At 37.2% G+C, this 18,484-nt stretch carries 18 protein-coding genes and 1 tRNA gene (1 of these 19 cut by a window edge); all 19 read left to right on the forward strand.

The features are described 5' to 3' along the window. Positions 1-62, forward strand: a tRNA-Asn gene (locus tag FR7_RS10190); it begins 14 nt to the left of the window's first position. Between the two features lie 164 nt (positions 63-226). Beyond that, positions 227-1,051 (forward strand): zinc ribbon domain-containing protein, encoded by an 825-nt coding sequence (locus tag FR7_RS10195; RefSeq protein WP_007934887.1) that lies wholly within the window; start codon positions 227-229, stop codon positions 1,049-1,051. 136 nt (positions 1,052-1,187) lie between these two features. Continuing rightward, on the forward strand, positions 1,188-2,390 hold the full coding sequence (gene folP, locus FR7_RS10200; protein WP_007934886.1) for a dihydropteroate synthase: 1,203 nt from the start codon (positions 1,188-1,190) through the stop codon (positions 2,388-2,390). After that, complete coding sequence (folB, locus tag FR7_RS10205) at positions 2,387-2,749, forward strand: dihydroneopterin aldolase (RefSeq protein ID WP_007934885.1); 363 nt, start codon at positions 2,387-2,389, stop codon at positions 2,747-2,749. The genes folP and folB overlap by 4 nt, the downstream gene beginning before the upstream one ends. Before the next feature lie 4 nt (positions 2,750-2,753). Beyond that, a complete protein-coding gene (folK, locus tag FR7_RS10210) occupies positions 2,754-3,251 on the forward strand; it encodes a 2-amino-4-hydroxy-6-hydroxymethyldihydropteridine diphosphokinase (protein WP_007934883.1) in 498 nt (165 codons plus the stop codon). Positions 3,252-3,276: 25 nt separating this feature from the next. After that, on the forward strand, positions 3,277-4,419 hold the full coding sequence (locus FR7_RS10215; RefSeq protein WP_007934882.1) for an MGDG synthase family glycosyltransferase: 1,143 nt from the start codon (positions 3,277-3,279) through the stop codon (positions 4,417-4,419). A gap of 136 nt (positions 4,420-4,555) precedes the next feature. Then, positions 4,556-5,644, forward strand: coding sequence for a DNA-processing protein DprA (gene dprA, locus FR7_RS10220; protein ID WP_007934881.1), 1,089 nt, complete (start codon positions 4,556-4,558; stop codon positions 5,642-5,644). Continuing rightward, entirely contained in the window at positions 5,641-7,830 is a 2,190-nt protein-coding gene (gene topA / locus FR7_RS10225; RefSeq protein ID WP_007934880.1) for a type I DNA topoisomerase, read from the forward strand. Before dprA ends, topA begins: the two co-directional genes overlap by 4 nt. A 23-nt stretch (positions 7,831-7,853) precedes the next feature. Beyond that, entirely contained in the window at positions 7,854-9,173 is a 1,320-nt protein-coding gene (gene trmFO / locus FR7_RS10230) for a methylenetetrahydrofolate--tRNA-(uracil(54)-C(5))-methyltransferase (FADH(2)-oxidizing) TrmFO (protein ID WP_007934879.1), read from the forward strand. Between the two features lie 324 nt (positions 9,174-9,497). Continuing rightward, positions 9,498-10,028: an ATP-dependent protease subunit HslV gene (hslV, locus tag FR7_RS10235; protein ID WP_007934878.1), complete on the forward strand. Its 531-nt coding sequence runs from the start codon at positions 9,498-9,500 to the stop codon at positions 10,026-10,028. A gap of 14 nt (positions 10,029-10,042) precedes the next feature. Then, on the forward strand, positions 10,043-11,443 hold the full coding sequence (hslU, locus tag FR7_RS10240; RefSeq protein ID WP_007934877.1) for an ATP-dependent protease ATPase subunit HslU: 1,401 nt from the start codon (positions 10,043-10,045) through the stop codon (positions 11,441-11,443). A gap of 40 nt (positions 11,444-11,483) precedes the next feature. Then, positions 11,484-12,260 (forward strand): GTP-sensing pleiotropic transcriptional regulator CodY, encoded by a 777-nt coding sequence (gene codY, locus FR7_RS10245; protein WP_007934876.1) that lies wholly within the window; start codon positions 11,484-11,486, stop codon positions 12,258-12,260. Between the two features lie 369 nt (positions 12,261-12,629). Beyond that, the gene (gene flgB / locus FR7_RS10250; RefSeq protein ID WP_007934875.1) at positions 12,630-13,040 is read left to right on the forward strand and encodes a flagellar basal body rod protein FlgB; all 411 of its coding nucleotides are present in this window, start codon (positions 12,630-12,632) and stop codon (positions 13,038-13,040) included. Positions 13,041-13,042: 2 nt separating this feature from the next. Beyond that, positions 13,043-13,483: a flagellar basal body rod protein FlgC gene (gene flgC, locus FR7_RS10255; RefSeq protein ID WP_007934874.1), complete on the forward strand. Its 441-nt coding sequence runs from the start codon at positions 13,043-13,045 to the stop codon at positions 13,481-13,483. Positions 13,484-13,498: 15 nt separating this feature from the next. After that, complete coding sequence (fliE, locus tag FR7_RS10260) at positions 13,499-13,798, forward strand: flagellar hook-basal body complex protein FliE (protein WP_007934873.1); 300 nt, start codon at positions 13,499-13,501, stop codon at positions 13,796-13,798. A gap of 39 nt (positions 13,799-13,837) precedes the next feature. After that, the gene (gene fliF / locus FR7_RS10265) at positions 13,838-15,376 is read left to right on the forward strand and encodes a flagellar basal-body MS-ring/collar protein FliF (RefSeq protein WP_007934872.1); all 1,539 of its coding nucleotides are present in this window, start codon (positions 13,838-13,840) and stop codon (positions 15,374-15,376) included. Between the two features lie 13 nt (positions 15,377-15,389). Further along, positions 15,390-16,400, forward strand: coding sequence for a flagellar motor switch protein FliG (fliG, locus tag FR7_RS10270; RefSeq protein WP_007934871.1), 1,011 nt, complete (start codon positions 15,390-15,392; stop codon positions 16,398-16,400). After that, positions 16,393-17,148 (forward strand): FliH/SctL family protein, encoded by a 756-nt coding sequence (locus tag FR7_RS10275; RefSeq protein ID WP_017531418.1) that lies wholly within the window; start codon positions 16,393-16,395, stop codon positions 17,146-17,148. Before fliG ends, FR7_RS10275 begins: the two co-directional genes overlap by 8 nt. Next, positions 17,145-18,458 carry a flagellar protein export ATPase FliI gene (fliI, locus tag FR7_RS10280; protein WP_007934869.1) on the forward strand — a complete coding sequence of 438 codons (1,314 nt, stop codon included), beginning with the start codon at positions 17,145-17,147 and terminating at the stop codon, positions 18,456-18,458. The genes FR7_RS10275 and fliI overlap by 4 nt, the downstream gene beginning before the upstream one ends. Positions 18,459-18,484: the final 26 nt, after the last annotated feature.

The following is an 18,484-nucleotide window of genomic DNA, read 5'->3' on the forward strand; positions in this document are numbered from 1 at the left end:
GTTGGTAGAGCAATCGGCTGTTAACCGATCGGTCGTAGGTTCGAGTCCTACTCAAGGAGCCAGTTTAATGAAAACACCATTCACGCAAGTGAATGGTGTTTTATAGTTTTTAAGGATTTTAGAATGATAAGTTATGATTGCGGTCTTTTTACTATTATTGTACAATAATAGTAAAATCGATGATATAGTAAAAGATGGATTTTTTATATAAGCGGGGTGGCAGAGGATGACGTATAGTGGCTTTAAATATTGTCCTTTTTGTGGTGAAGAGTTGCCGCAAAATCATATGATGAAATTCTGTCCCTTTTGTGGAAAAAAATCTTCACTAAATGATAAGATAGCTTTAGAGGTTGCTCAACATGAAGTTATAAAAGAAAAGACGTTATCAAAGAATGTTGACCGAGAGAAAAAGATAAAGAATGAGATTTACATGAGGGATACCTTACTACAACAAATGGATGATGAATATTATAGTATTATATTAAAGTATACGACAGATAGAATGAGTCTAATAAAAGTTTTAGAAAAGATACTAGTGAGGAGTGCCTTTGCCGTTCGCTTGGCTGTGGATAATATGCCAAGTCTTATTATCTATAAGGCTAAAAGAGAAGATATTGTAAACTTACATACTGCTTTTGTCCAAGGTCAAGCAAGCGTTAGTATCATTCCCGGTGAATTTAATAATAATCCTTCATTAAAAGAATTATTTCCCATGTTTGGTAAGTTGAATTTACAAATGCGAAAAGATATTGAAAGCTTGCCAATGAAATTGTGGATAGGCGATCAAATTATCAATGTCTTTCCTATAAAATATGGGGAAAGTAAAAAAGGGATTTTGGTTATAACGAATAAAAATATATACATTATATATAAATATGCGGTTATGACAGAATTTCGATGGTTGGTAATATCCTATACATTATTATTGAAAGTTGTGAAAGACAATAAATCTCTTGAGTTCATTTATAAGAACAACAAAGTAGAACGCATTGAGTTTATTACTAATCGGGAATTAGTTGAGGCTTTTGAAGCAATTGAACATGTAGTATGACAAAAATAAGGAAAGACTTCAGTTTTATTCAAGTCTTTCCTTATTTTTTATAATCGAATTGACTAAAAAGTATTCATAAAAAAAGTCGTAGCTGTGGTACAATAAGGGATATGTCGGGGTGCAGAAGGAGAAAAAAATGACTTTTAATGTACGTGTCTTAGGAATAGATAATCTAAAGCAGGCTGAGATGGAATTAGCTAGGATAAATTATGATAAGACTAGCATTCCGGTTATGGATGATAAAGTTGTATTTAGGGTAGTAAAATTAGAAAACATTTCAACGAAAAATGCTAATCTTTTAAAACAAACATTTTTGGTTAACGGTGGAGAGGTCGCTATAGGGAGAAGCTCAATGGATCTTGGTACTGCATACGCAGATGTTTTGTTGTGTGCAACAATAAAACAATTTCAAATGGCTATTGCCCAATTGAAGATAGAACCATGGGGATTACCTACAATTGCAGAGGCTATTGAGAGAACTTTAAATAATATTGAGAGTTTTCCTCAACGCTCATATGATTGGCAGCATCATTCGCTAAAGATTATGCCAAGGCGCACTTTAATAATGGGGATTTTAAATGTTACACCAGACTCTTTCTCAGATGGCGGTAAATATAATACCATCGACAAAGCGCTGTATCATGTTGAAGAGATGATACAGTGTGGTGCCGATATTATTGATATTGGTGCTGAATCTACCAGACCCTATTTTGGAGCTGAAAAAATATCAGATGAAGAAGAAATGAATCGATTAGGTCCCTTATTAGAACGAGTCTTATCGATATCTACAGTGCCTGTTTCGGTGGATACATACAAATCCAACGTTGCGCTGGAGGCGTTAAACTTGGGGGCTCATATGATCAATGATATATGGGGACTGCAGCAAGATCATAATATGGCGAAGGTAGTAGCTGGGTACAATGTGCCTATTATTATCATGCATAATCAAGATACTACACATTATCAGCAAGACATTATGTCAGAAATATATAATTTTTTACAAAAGAGCATCTCTATAGGCATTCAAGCAGGCATTGATCCTAACAACATTATTATTGATCCGGGTATTGGATTTGGGAAGACGCCGGAACAAAATTTGATAGTAATGTCTCGTTTAGATGAGTTAAGATCATTAGGCTGTCCTATATTACTAGGTACTTCCAATAAAAGATTTATTGGTGAAGTGTTAGGCCTGCCAGTAGAAGAACGGGTAGAAGGGACAGGCGCTACCGTGTCTGTTGGAATAATGAAGGGCAGTAATATTGTTCGTGTACACAATGTACAAGCAATGGCTAGAATAGCAAAAATGACAGATGCGATGATGAGGAGTGATATATGATGAAGGATACAATACTATTAGAGAATATGGTGTTTTATGGGTTTCATGGTGTTTATGAATATGAACGTGAACAAGGGCAGCGTTTCTATGTGGATGCCCAAATACATGCGGATCTAAGTGAGGCAGCTAAAACGGATAAGCTCACTGATACAATTGACTATACGATGATTTACTCTCAAATCAAAGACGTTATGGAGAATCAAAGATTCCAACTATTAGAAGCAGTTGGCGGACATATTGCAGAATTAATTTTAAAGACAAGCATTGCTACGAATGTTACTATAAGAATTCGCAAGCCTGCTGTACCCATCCCTGGACCGCTAAATTTTGTTCAGGTAGAAATCAGCCGGAGTAAATAAGGTAATGATTATACTTGGATTAGGTTCTAATATGGGAGACCGCGAAAGTAATATAAAGTCGGCGATTTGCGAATTAAATAAGCAGAGTAAAATTACTATTAATAACATATCATCCTTATATGAAACAAAACCTGTTGGTTTTGTAAATCAACCTAACTTTTTAAACTTAGTTATTAGTATTAATACTATATTAAATCCCTATGAGTTGCTAACAGAATGTCTACATGCAGAACATCAATTAGGCAGAGTCCGTAAGCAACGCTGGGGTCCTAGAAATATAGATATTGATATTCTTGTTTATCACAGTCATATTATCCGGGATGAGGTGCTGCAATTACCTCACCTTCGCTTACATGAGAGAGCCTTTGTTCTTATACCGTTGCAAGAGATTGCTTATGATCTTCCTGTATATCAAGGATTAACTTCTAAAGAACTATTGCAAACAATGAATGACATTGATGATGTCGTATTCTATAAAAAAATGAATTTAGATTTTTTATAACGATAAGATAGGAGGCTAACGAAAGTTGGCTAAATCATGTAAAGTGTTATTTATTAGTGCTCCAATAGGGGCAGGCCATATAAAAGCAGCCCAATCAATTGCTGAAGTAATGTGCCGACAATATAATCACGTTGAAACTAAACTAGTAAATGTATTTGATTTTTTAAATATATTTGTTGGTAAAAATATGTTAGCTATTTATTTCAAAGTATTAGAATTATTTCCTAAAATGTATGGGATGGCCTATGGCTGGGGAAATGAAAGTCCGCTTGCATTAGTAGGTCGTCAGATCATTAGTCGCTATTTGGCTAAAAGAATGGAACAATACATTTTAGGGTATAATCCAGATATTATTGTATGCACTCATGCCACTCCTGCTGGGCTTATCTCTTCTTTATTAAAAGATAAGAAAATTGCCATTCCGGTAGTTGGTGTAGTTACAGATTTTGTTGTACACCGCTTGTGGGTTTATCCTGAAATTCAACATTATGTTATTGCCAATGAAAAAATGGGCAAATTCTTATTTGACCACGGAATAAATGGTAATGGTATAAAGGTTATGGGAATTCCTGTTGGTGAAAAATTCTCACGAGTATCTGATAAAGAAAAAGTAATGCAAAATTTACAGTTTTGTAGTGAGATAAAAACAATTCTTATTATGGGTGGCGGAGCAGGACTTCTGCCCATGGATAAAATTGTTCAATGTTGTGAAAATATTGGCATTCCATTACAAATGATTGTTGTTGCAGGCAAAAATAAAAAGATGTACCAGAAAGTGATGAATTTACAGCCTAAGCTGCGCAATAAGGTACAAGTTTTAGGATATGTTGATTATGTTAATGAATTAATGGCAATTGCAGATCTAATCATTTCGAAGCCAGGAGGAATAACGTGTGCAGAAACATTATGTGCAGGCATACCGATGCTCATTTATCGACCTATACCAGGACAAGAAGAAGCAAATACAAATTATTTAATTGAGCAGCAAGTAGCTTTGAGGGCAGACTCTTTATTCGATATACAGCTAATCATAGAAAGGTTGTTTATAGAGCAGCCTGACGAATTAATAAGATTACGACAAAATTCTTTGAAAATGGGACGTCCTCAAGCTGCTGTGACTATAGCTGATTACATTTATTCTCAAGCTGAAATGAGAAGGAATTGTTGATATATGTGTTAGGGTTTTTCAAATTGACATTTTTTGTTGGTGTGTATTGTGGAAGTGTGCTATAATTACCATTATTTTATACTGATTTTCCTGAATAAATATATGATTAGGTAAATGTGATCATGTTGGAGGAAAAATGGAAAAAATATACTTAGCAGCATTACAGATGGTAGCTGGAATTGGCAACGTACGTCTTAAAGGATTGGTTTCTTTTTTTGGTAGCGCTCAGCAGGCATGGCTGGCTAATAAGCGTGATTTATTGTTATGTGGGCATTTAGATGAAGCAATCTATAATAAATTACTCATACATCGGGAAAAAATAGATATATATACATTAGCATGTGATTGGGAAAGAAAAGGAATTCGGATTTGTTCTCATAATGATTCCGAATATCCTAAGCTGCTTCTAAATACTTACAATGCGCCTCAAGTTTTGTTTTATCGTGGTGCATTGCCAATTACTGATCATCTTATTGCCATTGTCGGGGCGAGGAAGGCTACATCCTATGGGAAAAATGTTGCACAGTTACTAGCAGCGGAGCTTAATGAAGCTGGAGTATGGGTAGTGAGTGGTGCTGCCCGGGGTATTGATACAGCTGCTCATCAGGGTGCATTATTGAAAGATGGAAATACAATAGCAGTTCTTGGCTGTGGAGTGGATATTAACTATCCACCGGAAAATGGTAAATTGATAAACCAAATTGCAGAGAGTGGTGCTGTAGTTTCTGAATATGCTCCTGGTACCATGGCGCATCCTGGTCATTTTCCAGCGCGAAACAGAATTATTAATGGCTTGTCCCGTGGGGTGGTAGTGGTGGAAGCTGCAGAAAGAAGCGGAGCATTAATTACAGCCGATTTTGCCTTAGAAGAAGGACGTGATGTTTTTGCTGTGCCTGGCAGTATTTTTTCACCATCTAGCAAAGGGACACACCGACTTGTAAAACAGGGTGCTAAACTTATTGATAGTACTGCTGACATATTGGAAGAATATGACATTATTGTTAAAGAGAAAGAGACGCAAAGAATCGACCTCACTAGCGAGGAAGCAATGGTTTATGATATTCTTACATATGAAAATTCTTTAGGGATTGAAGACATTGTCATGAAAACAAAGCTGAGTACCGCAGTAATTACATATATATTACTTCAGTTTGAATTACGTGGTTTAGTGACAGAGAATAGCGGGAAACGCTATTTGCGCTGCGCTAAGGAGGGAGTTAAGTGAGCAAAGCATTAGTTATAGTTGAATCTCCAGCAAAAGCAAAAACGATTGAGAAGTTTCTTGGAAAAAACTACACAGTTAAGGCTTCTATGGGACATTTAAGGGATTTGCCTAAGAGCCAATTTGGTGTAGATGTAGAGAACAATTTTGCGCCTAAATATATTAATATTCGCGGCAAAGGCGATCTTATAAAAAGTCTTAAAAATGCTGCTAAGGCAGCAGATATTGTTTATTTGGCATCTGACCCTGATAGGGAAGGCGAAGCGATTGCTTGGCATTTGTCACATATATTAAATATTCCTCAAGATAAGGCCTGTCGAATTGAGTTTAATGAAATTACAAAAACTACAATTCAAAATGCTGTAAAAAAACCTCGGCCTATTAATATGGAGAGGGTTGATGCGCAGCAAGCCAGGCGGTTATTAGACCGAATTGTTGGTTATCAATTAAGCCCTCTGCTGTGGAGGAAGGTAAGAAAAGGTCTTAGCGCAGGACGAGTGCAGTCTACAGCTGTAGGAATTATCTGTGATAGGGAAAAAGAAATCCAAGCGTTTGTCTCAGAAGAATATTGGACAGTGGTTGCAAAGTTGCGGGGAATGCCCAAAACTGCATTATTTGACGCCCAGCTTATTTTAATTGATGATCATAAGGCTAAAATCGATAACGAAGAGCAAGCTCAAAGTATACAAGAAGAATTAGAAAAGGCTGAATTTACGGTAGCGGACGTGAAGCGGCGAGAAAGGCGGCGTAATCCTGCTGCACCCTTTATTACCAGCAGTTTACAGCAAGAGGCATCACGCAAATTGGGCTTTACTTCTCGCAAAACAATGATGGTGGCTCAACAATTATATGAAGGGCTAGATCTTGGCAGTTCAGGTCCAGTCGGACTTATCACTTATATGCGTACTGATTCGGTGCGTTTAGCTGAGTCAGCTCAACAAGAAGCCGTTAAGTACATTGCAGCAACATATGGAGAAAGCTACTTACCTGAAAAGAGCCCAGTATATTCTTCGAAAAAATCCCAAGATGCACATGAAGCCATTCGTCCTACTAGTTTAGAATTTCCTCCAGAAAAGTTAATCAAGTATCTTTCACGAGATCAGTTGCGATTATATACTTTAATTTGGGAACGATTCATTGCCAGTCAAATGGCACCAGCAATATATGATACATTAACCATTGATATTGCTGCTAGTCGTTTTTCTTTACGAGCAACAGGTTCGACAGTTAAGTTTCCAGGTTTTATGGCTGTATATACGGAAAGTAAAGATGGGGAAGAAAAAGAGAAAGATATTACATTGCCTAACTTGACGATTGGAGAGAAATTAAAGGTTAGTAAGATTACTCCTAAGCAGCATTTTACAGAACCACCGCCTAGATATACAGATTCCAGCTTAGTAAAAGTACTAGAAGAAAAAGGGATTGGTCGCCCAAGTACCTATTCACCGATTGTTGAAACCATATTAGCACGAGGTTATGTAATTAAAGTAGAGAAAAAATTTCAACCAACAGAATTAGGCTTTGTCGTTCTTGATTTGTTAAAGCAATATTTTAAAGCAATCGTAGATGTTGAATTTACAGCTAAAATGGAAAATAGTCTTGATGAAATTGCCGATGGCAAAGGTTCCCGCATTGATTTATTACGAGAGTTCTATGCTTGGTTTGCTGTAGACTTAGAACAAGCAGAAAAAGAAATTGGTCATGTTGAACTTCCTGTGGAAGTATCCGATGTACCATGTGAGAATTGTGGTAGATTAATGGTGGTAAAACATGGCCGTTATGGTGATTTCTTAGCATGTCCTGGTTTCCCAGAGTGCCGTAATACAAAGCCAATTTTAAAAGAAACAGGAGTACAATGTCCCAAATGTGCTGGAAGTATTGTTGAACGGCGAACAAAACGCAGTAAAACCTTTTATGGATGTAAAAATTATCCTGCTTGTGACTTTATGACATGGGATATGCCTTTAAAAGAAAATTGTCAGGCTTGTGGTGCCTTTATGTTACGGCACAACTTAAAAAATGGAAAATTTAATATCATATGCAGTAATGAATCTTGTCAAACACGTCAAAATGATATTGAGAAAAAAGCGAATGATAGTACAAAAAAAACAAAAGATGCTAAAAAAAGCAAAACAACTTCAAGAAAATCTAAAGGTACGACACTAACTAAAAAAACTAAATCAGAATAAAAGATATAATCGGAGGAACAATCGTGTCTAAAGTAACTATTATCGGAGCAGGCTTAGCTGGCAGTGAAGCAGCTTGGCAAGTTGCGGAGGCGGGATATGAGGTGGAACTGCATGAGATGAGACCCCATGTTATGCCACCGGCTCATCATACAGATCAATTTGCAGAGTTAGTATGCAGTAATTCATTGCGGGGGGCTGCAATTGAAAATGCTGTTGGATTACTAAAGGAAGAAATGCGAAAAATGAATTCTTTAATCATGAAAGCGGCGGATGCAAGTAAAGTACCAGCGGGTGGAGCTTTAGCCGTCGATCGTGATTCATTTAGTAAATATGTAACAGATGCTCTTATAAGCCATCCAAAAGTAACAATTGTAAGTGGTGAAGTGACTGACATTCCTCAGGAACAACTACTAATTATCGCCAGTGGGCCTTTAACATCTCCAAGACTATCAGAAGCTATCGGAAAAATAACAGGTAATGAATATTTGTATTTTTACGATGCTGCGGCTCCGATCGTATTAGGGGACTCTCTTGATATGAATAAAATATATCGCGCCTCTCGTTATGGTAAAGGTGATGATGACTATTTAAATTGTCCCATGAATAAAGCTGAATATGAACGTTTCTGGCATGAGTTGACTCATGCAGAAACGGCTCCTGTCAAAAATTTTGAGAAAGCAATCTTTTTTGAAGGATGTATGCCGGTAGAAGAAATGGCGAGTCGTGGTATTGATACATTACGTTTTGGACCATTGAAACCAGTTGGGTTAGAAAATCCAATTACCGGTGAAAGACCTTACGCGGTAATACAATTACGCCAGGATAATTTTGCTGCTACCTTGTATAATATTGTTGGATTTCAAACACATTTAAAATGGTCTGAACAGGAGCGCGTTTTCCGGTTGATACCTGGTTTAGAAAAAGCAGACTTTGTTCGCCTAGGTGTTATGCATCGCAACACATTTATCAATTCACCTAAAATTCTATCTACTACATTGCAAATGATTACAAACTCCAACATATTCTTTGCAGGACAAATTACAGGTGTGGAAGGATATGTGGAGTCCGCTGCTTCCGGATTAGTTGCAGGACTTAATGCAAGTCGTTTATTATCAGGACTTGAGCCAGTGGTATTCCCCAAAGAAACAGCCCATGGAGCTTTGTGCCACTATATTACGAATGCCGAAATAAAACATTTTCAACCCATGAATATAAATTTTGGGCTATTACCACCTTGGGAGGAAAAAATACGAGATAAAAAAATAAAAAATCATTTAATTGCTCAACGCTCTTTAATTGCTATTGATAAATTTAAAGAAGAATTATACAATAATCTTGCATAATTAATGTTATTGTGCTAGTATGAATTAATAAATTTTCCTACATAGCTTGACAAACGAGAGAGCCAGTTTTAGTAGTGTTTCATGCTTCGACATATTTTAGAATCATATCATTGTTATTTCGACAATTGTACTATTTATCTTATATTTGAAGATTGAAAAGAATGCCTCACAGCACTCTGTAATGAATTATTAGGCAGATATCGAGGGATTTGTCGAATTTGCTAAATTACAAAGTGTTGAGGAGGTTCTTTTTACTCATGTAGCGAAAGAAAAATTAAAAACAGTCTATCATAATGCATATATGGTGCATAGGAGGCGGTATTTATGTTTCACGCGACAACCATTGTTGCTGTAAAAAAGCAAGGGAAAACGGCAATTGCTGGTGATGGTCAAGTTACTTTTGGTGGTAATACGATAATGAAACATAACGCTAAAAAGGTTCGACGTTTATATCATGGTCAAGTGTTAGCTGGCTTTGCCGGATCTGTGGCTGATGCATTTACCTTATTTGGAAAATTTGAAGTAAAGTTGGAAGAGTTCAATGGTAATTTAATGCGAGCTGCTGTTGAATTAGCCAAAGAGTGGCGTGTAGACAGAGTATTGCGTCGCTTGGAAGCTTTACTTATTGTTACAGATGCAGATCATATGTTAATCATATCGGGAAATGGTGAAGTTATTGAACCAGATGACAATGTTATGTCCATAGGTTCAGGTGGTCCTTATGCCTTAGCAGCAGCTCGGGCTTTAGTAAAACACTCTAATTTATCTGCTTCTGAAATTGCTCGAGAAGCGCTTCAAACTGCAGCAAGTATTTGTGTGTATACAAATGGTAATATTACAGTTGAAGAGTTATAAAAAGGGGTGACAGTATGATTGAGATGACACCTAAACAGATTGTTATAGAATTGGATAAATATATTGTGGGACAGCAGCAAGCAAAAAAATCAGTGGCGGTTGCACTTCGTAATCGTTGGCGCAGTAAACAATTAGCAGCAACCTTACAAGATGAAATTGTTCCTAAAAATATTTTGATGATCGGACCGACTGGTGTAGGCAAAACCGAAATTGCAAGGCGTCTGGCTAAGTTAGTCAATGCACCTTTTGTAAAGGTGGAAGCCACGAAATTTACTGAAGTCGGCTATGTAGGCCGTGATGTTGAATCAATGGTCCGCGACTTGGTAGAAACAGCTATTCGTATGGTTAAGCATGCGAAAATGCTAGAAGTAACAGAAAAAGCACATCAGTTTGCAGAAGAACGTATATTGGAGTTTTTTGTTCCATCGGCTAAAAAAGAAACACCGCGTAATCCTTTTGAAATATTATTTGGTGGCACAACTTCGAACAACGATGCAGCAGCAAATAAAGTAATCGACGAGAAAATTGAGGCTCCGATTTTAAATCGGGAATATTGGAAAAAACGTTTAGATAATGGTGAATTAGAAAATGAGTTTATAGAGATAATAGTAGAAGATTCTGTAAATCCTATGATGGGTGCATTCTCTGGTGCTGGCATTGAGGAAATGGGTATTAATATACAAGATATGCTTGGAAGTTTTTTGCCCAAAAAACAAAAAAAGCGAAATGTAACAATCGCTAATGCTCGTAAAATTTTTATTCAAGAAGAAGCGCAAAAGCTTATTGACATGGACGAAGTGACTAGCATCGCGTTAGATTTAGCAGAAAACTCCGGGATTATTTTCTTAGATGAAATTGATAAAATCGTAGGTCGTGGAAAATCGTCTGGTCCCGATGTATCACGGGAAGGTGTACAACGCGATATTTTGCCTATTGTAGAAGGATCTACTGTAGTTACCAAGCATGGTCCTATAAAAACGGATCACATATTATTTATGGCTGCAGGAGCTTTTCATATGGCAAAGCCTTCCGAATTGATTCCTGAATTACAGGGACGCTTTCCTATTCGAGTAGAGCTAACGAATTTATCTAAAGCTGATTTAAAACAAATTTTAACAGAACCAGCAAATGCCTTAATTAAGCAGTATATGAGCTTGTTAGAAACAGAAAATGTAAAAATTCAATTTACTGATGATGCTATTGAGGAGTTAGCGGAAATTGCTTTTGAAGTAAATGCTCAAACTGAAAATATTGGTGCTAGACGTTTGCATACTATTATGGAAAAATTATTAGAAGATTTAGCGTTTGAAGCACCTGATATAAATGAAAAATTGGTCTTAATCAATAAAGATTATGTCAAGACAAAATTAGCGCATATTGTAGTGAATCCAGATTTAAGTCATTTTATATTATAAACTAGGTTATATAACCTAATGAAGGGTAGGAGGCAGTATTATGACAACGATGTTAGAACGTACTCGTAAAATTAATAAATTATTGCAAAAATCCGAGAAAGTGGAATATGATGAAATTTCTCGCGTGCTTAGTACAGTGATGGAAGCAAATGTGTATATTGTTGCTAAAGATGGTAAAATATTTGGATATGCTTTGTTAGGTGATTTTGAATGTGATTTAATGCGTGATAAAGTGCTATTACAAGGATGTTTTCCTGAACGGTATGTAGAATGGCTACTGCGGGTTAATGAAACATCTCCAAATCTAAGCCTTGAGGGAGGTCTTTGTTCCTTTAGTGAAGAGACGGGGTGTATATTCACAGACAAATTTACCACTATAGTCCCTATTCACGGTGTAGGGGAACGAATTGGCACATTAATTGTTGCTAAATTTCATACTGAGTTTCAAGATGAAGATCTTGTTTTGGCTGAATATGGAGCAACTGTTGTTGGTATGGAGATTTTAAGAGATCGTAGTGGAAAAATTGAAGATGAAGCTCGTAAGAAAGCCACGGTGCAAGTAGCTCTTGGTACCCTTTCTTATTCTGAACTTGAAGCTGTTATTCACATTTTGAATGAGTTAGAGGGTAATGAAGGCTTATTAGTTGCAAGTAAAATTGCTGATCGTGTTGGTATTACTCGTTCCGTAATTGTTAACGCCTTACGTAAATTTGAAAGCGCAGGGGTTATTGAATCAAAATCATTAGGAATGAAGGGTACTTATATAAAAGTATTAAATGAGCGCTTATTTGAAGAACTGAAAAAACTTAAAAAGTAATATAAAAATAAAAGAACTGCTGCTATTGAGAGATGTTCAATAGCAGCAGTTCTTTTTTATCTCATGTTGTTATTTAAGAAATAAAATGATTGTTGTAAAAATTTGTAGATAGAGGGATTTCTATATCTTTTGGTAGATGTGCAAAAGAGAAAAGTATTATATCATTAACAAGGATTGATTTTTGATTATGAAGGATTTTCTGTCACTTTATAGAATTATAAGTGTGTTATAATTGTGTAAAATTTGTTGGAAATAGTATTTTAACAAAGGTATTTGAAGGGTTTTATAGAATAATAATGCTTAGTTCTACATTTTGTGTAATAAAATGTAATTATGTTACATGTAATATATAATACTGGAGGATTGTGTGTGTTAAATTCAATTCTAGCGTCGCCGCGAGTGTCTGTGTTAGAGCAAGCTTTATCAGCATCGTCTTTAAGGCAGAAGGTAATTAGTAATAATATCTCCAATGTTAACACGCCGGGTTTTAAGAAGAGTGAAGTGGTTTTTGAAGATTTTCTGCAAAATGCCATAGACGGCGGTAAATTACAGATGACAAAAACAAATAGTCAGCATTTGCCATTGCAAGGAAAAGGGATTCCAACTCCTGCAGTAAAGGTAATTGATAAAACTTCTTTTAGAAGTGATGGTAGCAATGTAGATATTGATATTGAAATGGCGAATCTGTCGAAAAATAATATCTATTACAATGCAGTGGTACAACAATTAAGTGGTTATTTCACAGGGATTAAGTCCGCGATAAAAGAAGGGAGAGGATAAGTATGGGAATGTTTGGTGCTATTGATGCAGCAGCGTCAGGTTTAACAGCAGAACGACTTAGAATGGATGTAATCTCTAATAACATTGCTAATGTTAATACCACTCGTACTAGTCAAGGAGGAGCTTATCGACGTCAAATGGTTGTGTTTTCTCCGCGAGAAAATCAAGCAACGTTTTCCCAGGTTTTATCTGAAAAGTTAGGTGCTGATGTTGGAAATGGAGTTAGGGTGGTTGGAATTACCGAAGATACTTCTGCAGCTCGCTTAATTTATGATCCCGCACATCCCGATGCAAATCAAGATGGATATGTGGAAATGCCGAATGTTAACGTTGTATCTGAAATGGTAGATATGATTACAGCTACTAGAGCTTATGAAGCAAATGTCACTACGATTAACACCGCGAAAAGTATGGCTCTTAAAGCATTAGAAATTGGAAAATAATGGAGGTTGACATTTGTGCGTATAGAGGCACTTAAATTAACGCCAGTAAATTCGAGTATGGTTGAAAAAGTTACACCTCAAATAGAAGAGGGTAAGAAAAACTTTGGAGAATTCTTAACAGAGGCGCTTGGGGAAGTTAATAGTTTGCAGCAAAATGCGGCAAAGGCTTCGTTTGATCTGGCAGCAGGGAATTTGCAAGATATTTCTCAAGTGACGATAGCGGCAGAAAAAGCAACAATCGCAATGCAGCTAACGATGCAGGTCCGTAATAAAGTGGTTGACGCATATCAAGAAATTATGCGTATGCAGGTATAATTATGACAATATTTTTGTTGATTTGAAAGGGTGGAGACAATGGCAGATTGGAAAGAGCAGTCTCTGCGCTTGTGGCAAAACCTGGGTAAAAAAGAAAGATATATGATTCTTGGCTCGGCTATACTTATATTTGCAATTATTTTAGCGTGGAGTTTTTGGTGGGGTGGTCGCCCGGATCTTGTACCTTTATTTACTGAGATGGAAGCTAAAGATGCTGGTGAGGTAAGCGCAAAATTAAAGGAAATGAAAATTACCCATGAAATTGGTGGTAATGGAAATGCAATTATGGTTCCTGCAAAAGATGTTTATCGCATACGGCTGGATTTAGCTAGTCAAGGTTTGCCACGAGGCAATAAGGGCTTTGAAATATTTGAACAAAGTAAGTTTGGTGCTACTGAATTTCAAAATAAAGTGAATTTGGTGCAGGCATTGCAAGGCGAATTAGCTCGTACAATTGAACAATTATCAGAGGTGGAAAAAGCTAGGGTACATATCGTTCTTTCGGAAGATAGTTTGTATAAGAAGAATGAAAAACCTGCAACAGCTTCTATTATGCTCAAACTGCGTACGGGGGCTCAATTATCAAAGGAACAAATAAAAGGTATTGTTAATTTAGTAGCTCATAGTATACAAGGGTTAAAACCTGAGAATATAACTGTGGTGGATCAGCTGGCTCGTGTACTTAACGAAGAGAATGACGCTAATGGAGTCTCTGGAGCAAATGTAACATTAACGCAAATTGAAATGACTAAAAAAGTACAAGACGGTTTGCAGAAAGATGTGCAGTCTCTGCTGGAACAGGTTTTAGGAGCTAATAAAGCTGCGGCAAGGGTAAATGTTGAGTTGAATTTCGATCAACGTGTTCTAGATCGACAAACTTTTGAACCAGTAGTAGATGACAAAGGAATTATACGCAGTTCTCAAGAAATGAATGAAAATTTTACAGGCAGTGCACCAAATACTCCAGGCGGAGTGCCGGGAACGACTACAAATGTACCTGGCTATGTGACGGCTAACACGAATCAGTCCAATTATGAGAAAAAAGAAGTAATCCGCAATTATGAAATTAATGAAACAAAAGAAAAAGTGGTAGCAACTCCAGGGTCTATAAAGCGACTTACTGTAGCAGTCTTAGTTGATGCTAGTGTGAATCGGGCACAGCAAGATAGCATTCTAAGGACTGTGAGTTCTGCAATTGGCATTAATAATGCAAGAGGCGATACTGTTTCCGTTGAGAGTATAACCTTTAATACAGAGGCAGCAGATAGGCAGCGCAGAGAAGAAATGGAAGCTGAAAGTCAACAAAGGCAAGCTTTATGGTTGAAGATTGCATTGGCCGCAGCGACGGTTCTAGGAATTCTATACATTCTTCGTATGCGTAGTCTTCGCAAAAGGCAAGAAGAAGAAAGAATGGAAGAAGAAATTGCTGCTGCAACTGAATCAATGTCAATAGAAACGCCTGAAATGACAGCTCAGGAAATACAATTATCTGAACAGCGTAAAGAACTTGAAAGGCTGGCCAAAGCTAAACCTGAAGAGGTAGCGCAGTTAATTAAAGTTTGGTTGTCCGAAGAGTAGAGCGGGGGTAAGTATGTACCAATCAAATGAATTAAGTAATAAGCAAAAAGCGGCTATCTTATTGATAGCCCTTGGTCCCGAGGTTTCTTCTCAGGTTTTTAAGCATCTTAAAGAGGATGAAATGGAGAAGCTTACTCTAGAAATTGCTAATCAGCGAAAAGTAACACAGGAACAGAAAGAAAAAGTGTTAGCTGAATTTCATCAAATGTTAGTGGCAAATAATTATATTTCTTCTGGTGGCTTGGATTACGCTCGTGAAATCTTGGAAAAGGCGCTTGGTGCAGAAAAAGCGGTATCTATTATTAATAGATTAACTTCAAGTTTGCAAATTAGACCTTTTGATTTTGCACGAAAAACAGATCCGGGACAATTGCTGAATTTTATTCAAAATGAGCATCCGCAAACGATTGCTTTAATCATGTCATACTTACAAGCGGAACAATCAGGAGCGATTTTGTCATCTTTACCGCCGGATCGGCAGGTTGATGTGGCAAAACGGATCGCAACGATGGATCGTACATCTCCTGATGTACTAAAAGATGTTGAACGCATTTTAGAACGTAAATTATCAGCTATGGTTACTCAAGATTTTACGTCTGCTGGTGGTGTTGATTCCATTGTAGAAATACTCAATCGAGTTGACCGATCAACAGAAAGAACAATTATGGAAAACTTAGAAGTACAAAATCCTGAGCTTGCCGAAGAAATTAAACGCCGCATGTTTGTCTTTGAAGATATTGTATTGTTGGATGACAGATCCTTGCAATTGGTACTGCGTGAGATTGAGAGTAAAGATTTGGCATTAGCGCTTAAAGCATCCTCAAATGAAGTGGCTGATAAAATTTACAAAAATATGTCAAAACGTGCTGCTGACATGTTGCGTGAAGAAATCGAATATATGGGACCTGTAAGAATAAGAGATGTTGAAGAAGCTCAACAAAAAATTGTTAATGTTATCCGTCGTCTGGAAGAATCCGGAGAAATTGTTGTGGCACGTGGTAAAGGGGACGAGATCATTGGCTAATATTATACGATTTGCTTGTATGCAAGTGGAACCTTTGATTATAAATAATAATATGGTTATAGTTGAAGAAGTTGAAGCAACTAAAGAATTAAACGAGGTTTCAGTAGATACTTCCGTGGCAGATGAAATAATAGCTTCCGCGAAAGAAGAAGCGGCTGTTATTATTAATAGAGCTAAGAAAGATGCAACTCAATGCATAGATGAAGCAAACCGGCAAGTGGAGCAATTAAAACAACAAGCTCATGATGATGGCTATCAGAAAGGCTACCAGCAAGGAATTGAACAGGGAAGACAGTCAGGATTAGAAAAAATGCAATTGCGGATTGATAATGCTGTTGAAAAAACGCAGCATATGCTAACTCTTGGGGAAAAAGAAGCTAAAGAAATGATTTTGGCTGCAGAAAGACAGATAGTCGAAATTGCACTGGCTGTTGCTGGTAAAGTGTTGGCTTGCCAAATTGAAGAGAATCCTATGACTGTACTTCCTATTGTCAAAAATGCGTTGGAGAAAGTCAAGGATCAGGAGCAAATTGTTATTAGAGTAAGTAGTAATGATTTTGATATCGTATTGCAAGCGAAACAAGAATTCCAAAAAATGGTGGGATGTGAGCAGGCGCTGACAATTGTAGCTGATCGTACGATTACAGCAGGCAGTTGTGTAATTGATACATCCTATGGTCTGGTTGATGCTAAAATTGATACTCAGTTTGATGCACTTCGCAAAGCATTGCAAGGAGTGTTGCCATGAAGTCCTTTAATAATGAGAAATACCTAGATGTCATACATAGCGCTGAGACAATGAAAATAGCTGGTAAAGTAACACAAATTGTCGGTTTAGTGATTGAATCCCAAGGTCCTAGTGTTAACTTGGGCGATTTATGCTATATAACTCCTCGAAATGCGGGAGGCGCAATTCCTGCTGAAGTCGTTGGATTTCGTCATAATAGGGTTTTATTGATGCCGATTGGTGAAATGCAAGGAATAGGACCGGGATGTGAAGTGTTTTCGGCTCATCAATCTTTAAAAGTTAATGTAGGCAATCATTTATTAGGACGTATCCTGGATGGCTTAGGTAATCCTATGGATGATAAAGGACCTTTAGCGATAAAAGAAGAGTATCCATTGCATAGTGCTCCGCCTCATCCTTTATCTCGCAGGCGTATTGAAAAAAAGTTATCAGTAGGAGTGCGGGCGATTGATGGTTTAATAACCTTAGGACGAGGGCAGCGAATTGGCATTATGGCAGGCAGTGGCGTTGGGAAGAGTACGCTGTTAGGTATGATTGCTCGCAATACGGAGGCAGATATTAATGTTATTGCTTTAGTTGGTGAGCGGGGAAGAGAAGTTAGAGAATTCATTGAACGAGATTTAGGAGAGGAAGGACTAAAGCGTTCAGTCGTTGTTGTTGCTACATCTGATCAACCTGCTTTGGTGCGTATCAAAGGTGCGATGACTGCTACAGCTATAGCAGAATATTTTCGTGATCAAGGTTTAGATGTTGTTTTAATGATGGATTCGGTTACCCGTTTTGCCATGGCACAACGAGAAGTTGGATTAACCGTTGGTGAACCTCCTGCTACTCGTGGTTACACTCCATCGGTTTTTGCGATGTTGCCCAAACTGCTGGAACGCTCTGGGACAGGTGAGAAGGGTTCAATTACTGGTATTTACACGGTTCTGGTAGACGGTGATGATATGAATGAACCCATAGCGGATGCTGTACGCAGTATTTTAGATGGACATATTGTATTAGACCGTGGTATTGCTGCACAAAATCATTATCCAGCCATTGATGTTCTGGGAAGTGTAAGCCGGGTAATGTTAGACATTGTAGAAAATGAACACTATAAGGCAGCGCAAAAAATGCGTTCCATTATGGCTACCTATCGGGAAGCTGAAGATTTAATTAATATTGGTGCATACGCAACAGGCAGTAATAGTAATATTGACAATGCGATTGTTGCTATTGATTCTGTTAAAACTTTTTTGCAACAGGATGTTTACGAAAAAATGTCTGCAGATGAAACAATTGAAAAATTGCTATCGTTAACATCTTAAGTGTAAGACTTTGAGGTGTGAAATAA

This window comes from Pelosinus fermentans DSM 17108, from assembly GCF_000271485.2.
Lineage (GTDB): Bacteria > Bacillota > Negativicutes > DSM-13327 > DSM-13327 > Pelosinus > Pelosinus fermentans.

What these genes read in the sequence shown, in the direction of transcription:
- FR7_RS10195 (WP_007934887.1), top strand. Translation starts at nt 227, where the DNA reads ATGACGTATAGTGGCTTTAAATATTGTCCTTTTTGTGGTGAAGAGTTG.
- folP (WP_007934886.1), top strand. Translation starts at nt 1,188, where the DNA reads ATGACTTTTAATGTACGTGTCTTAGGAATAGATAATCTAAAGCAGGCT.
- folB (WP_007934885.1), top strand. Translation starts at nt 2,387, where the DNA reads ATGATGAAGGATACAATACTATTAGAGAATATGGTGTTTTATGGGTTT.
- folK (WP_007934883.1), top strand. Translation starts at nt 2,754, where the DNA reads ATGATTATACTTGGATTAGGTTCTAATATGGGAGACCGCGAAAGTAAT.
- dprA (WP_007934881.1), top strand. Translation starts at nt 4,556, where the DNA reads ATGGAAAAAATATACTTAGCAGCATTACAGATGGTAGCTGGAATTGGC.
- hslV (WP_007934878.1), top strand. Translation starts at nt 9,498, where the DNA reads ATGTTTCACGCGACAACCATTGTTGCTGTAAAAAAGCAAGGGAAAACG.
- hslU (WP_007934877.1), top strand. Translation starts at nt 10,043, where the DNA reads ATGATTGAGATGACACCTAAACAGATTGTTATAGAATTGGATAAATAT.
- codY (WP_007934876.1), top strand. Translation starts at nt 11,484, where the DNA reads ATGACAACGATGTTAGAACGTACTCGTAAAATTAATAAATTATTGCAA.
- flgC (WP_007934874.1), top strand. Translation starts at nt 13,043, where the DNA reads ATGGGAATGTTTGGTGCTATTGATGCAGCAGCGTCAGGTTTAACAGCA.
- fliF (WP_007934872.1), top strand. Translation starts at nt 13,838, where the DNA reads ATGGCAGATTGGAAAGAGCAGTCTCTGCGCTTGTGGCAAAACCTGGGT.
- fliG (WP_007934871.1), top strand. Translation starts at nt 15,390, where the DNA reads ATGTACCAATCAAATGAATTAAGTAATAAGCAAAAAGCGGCTATCTTA.
- fliI (WP_007934869.1), top strand. Translation starts at nt 17,145, where the DNA reads ATGAAGTCCTTTAATAATGAGAAATACCTAGATGTCATACATAGCGCT.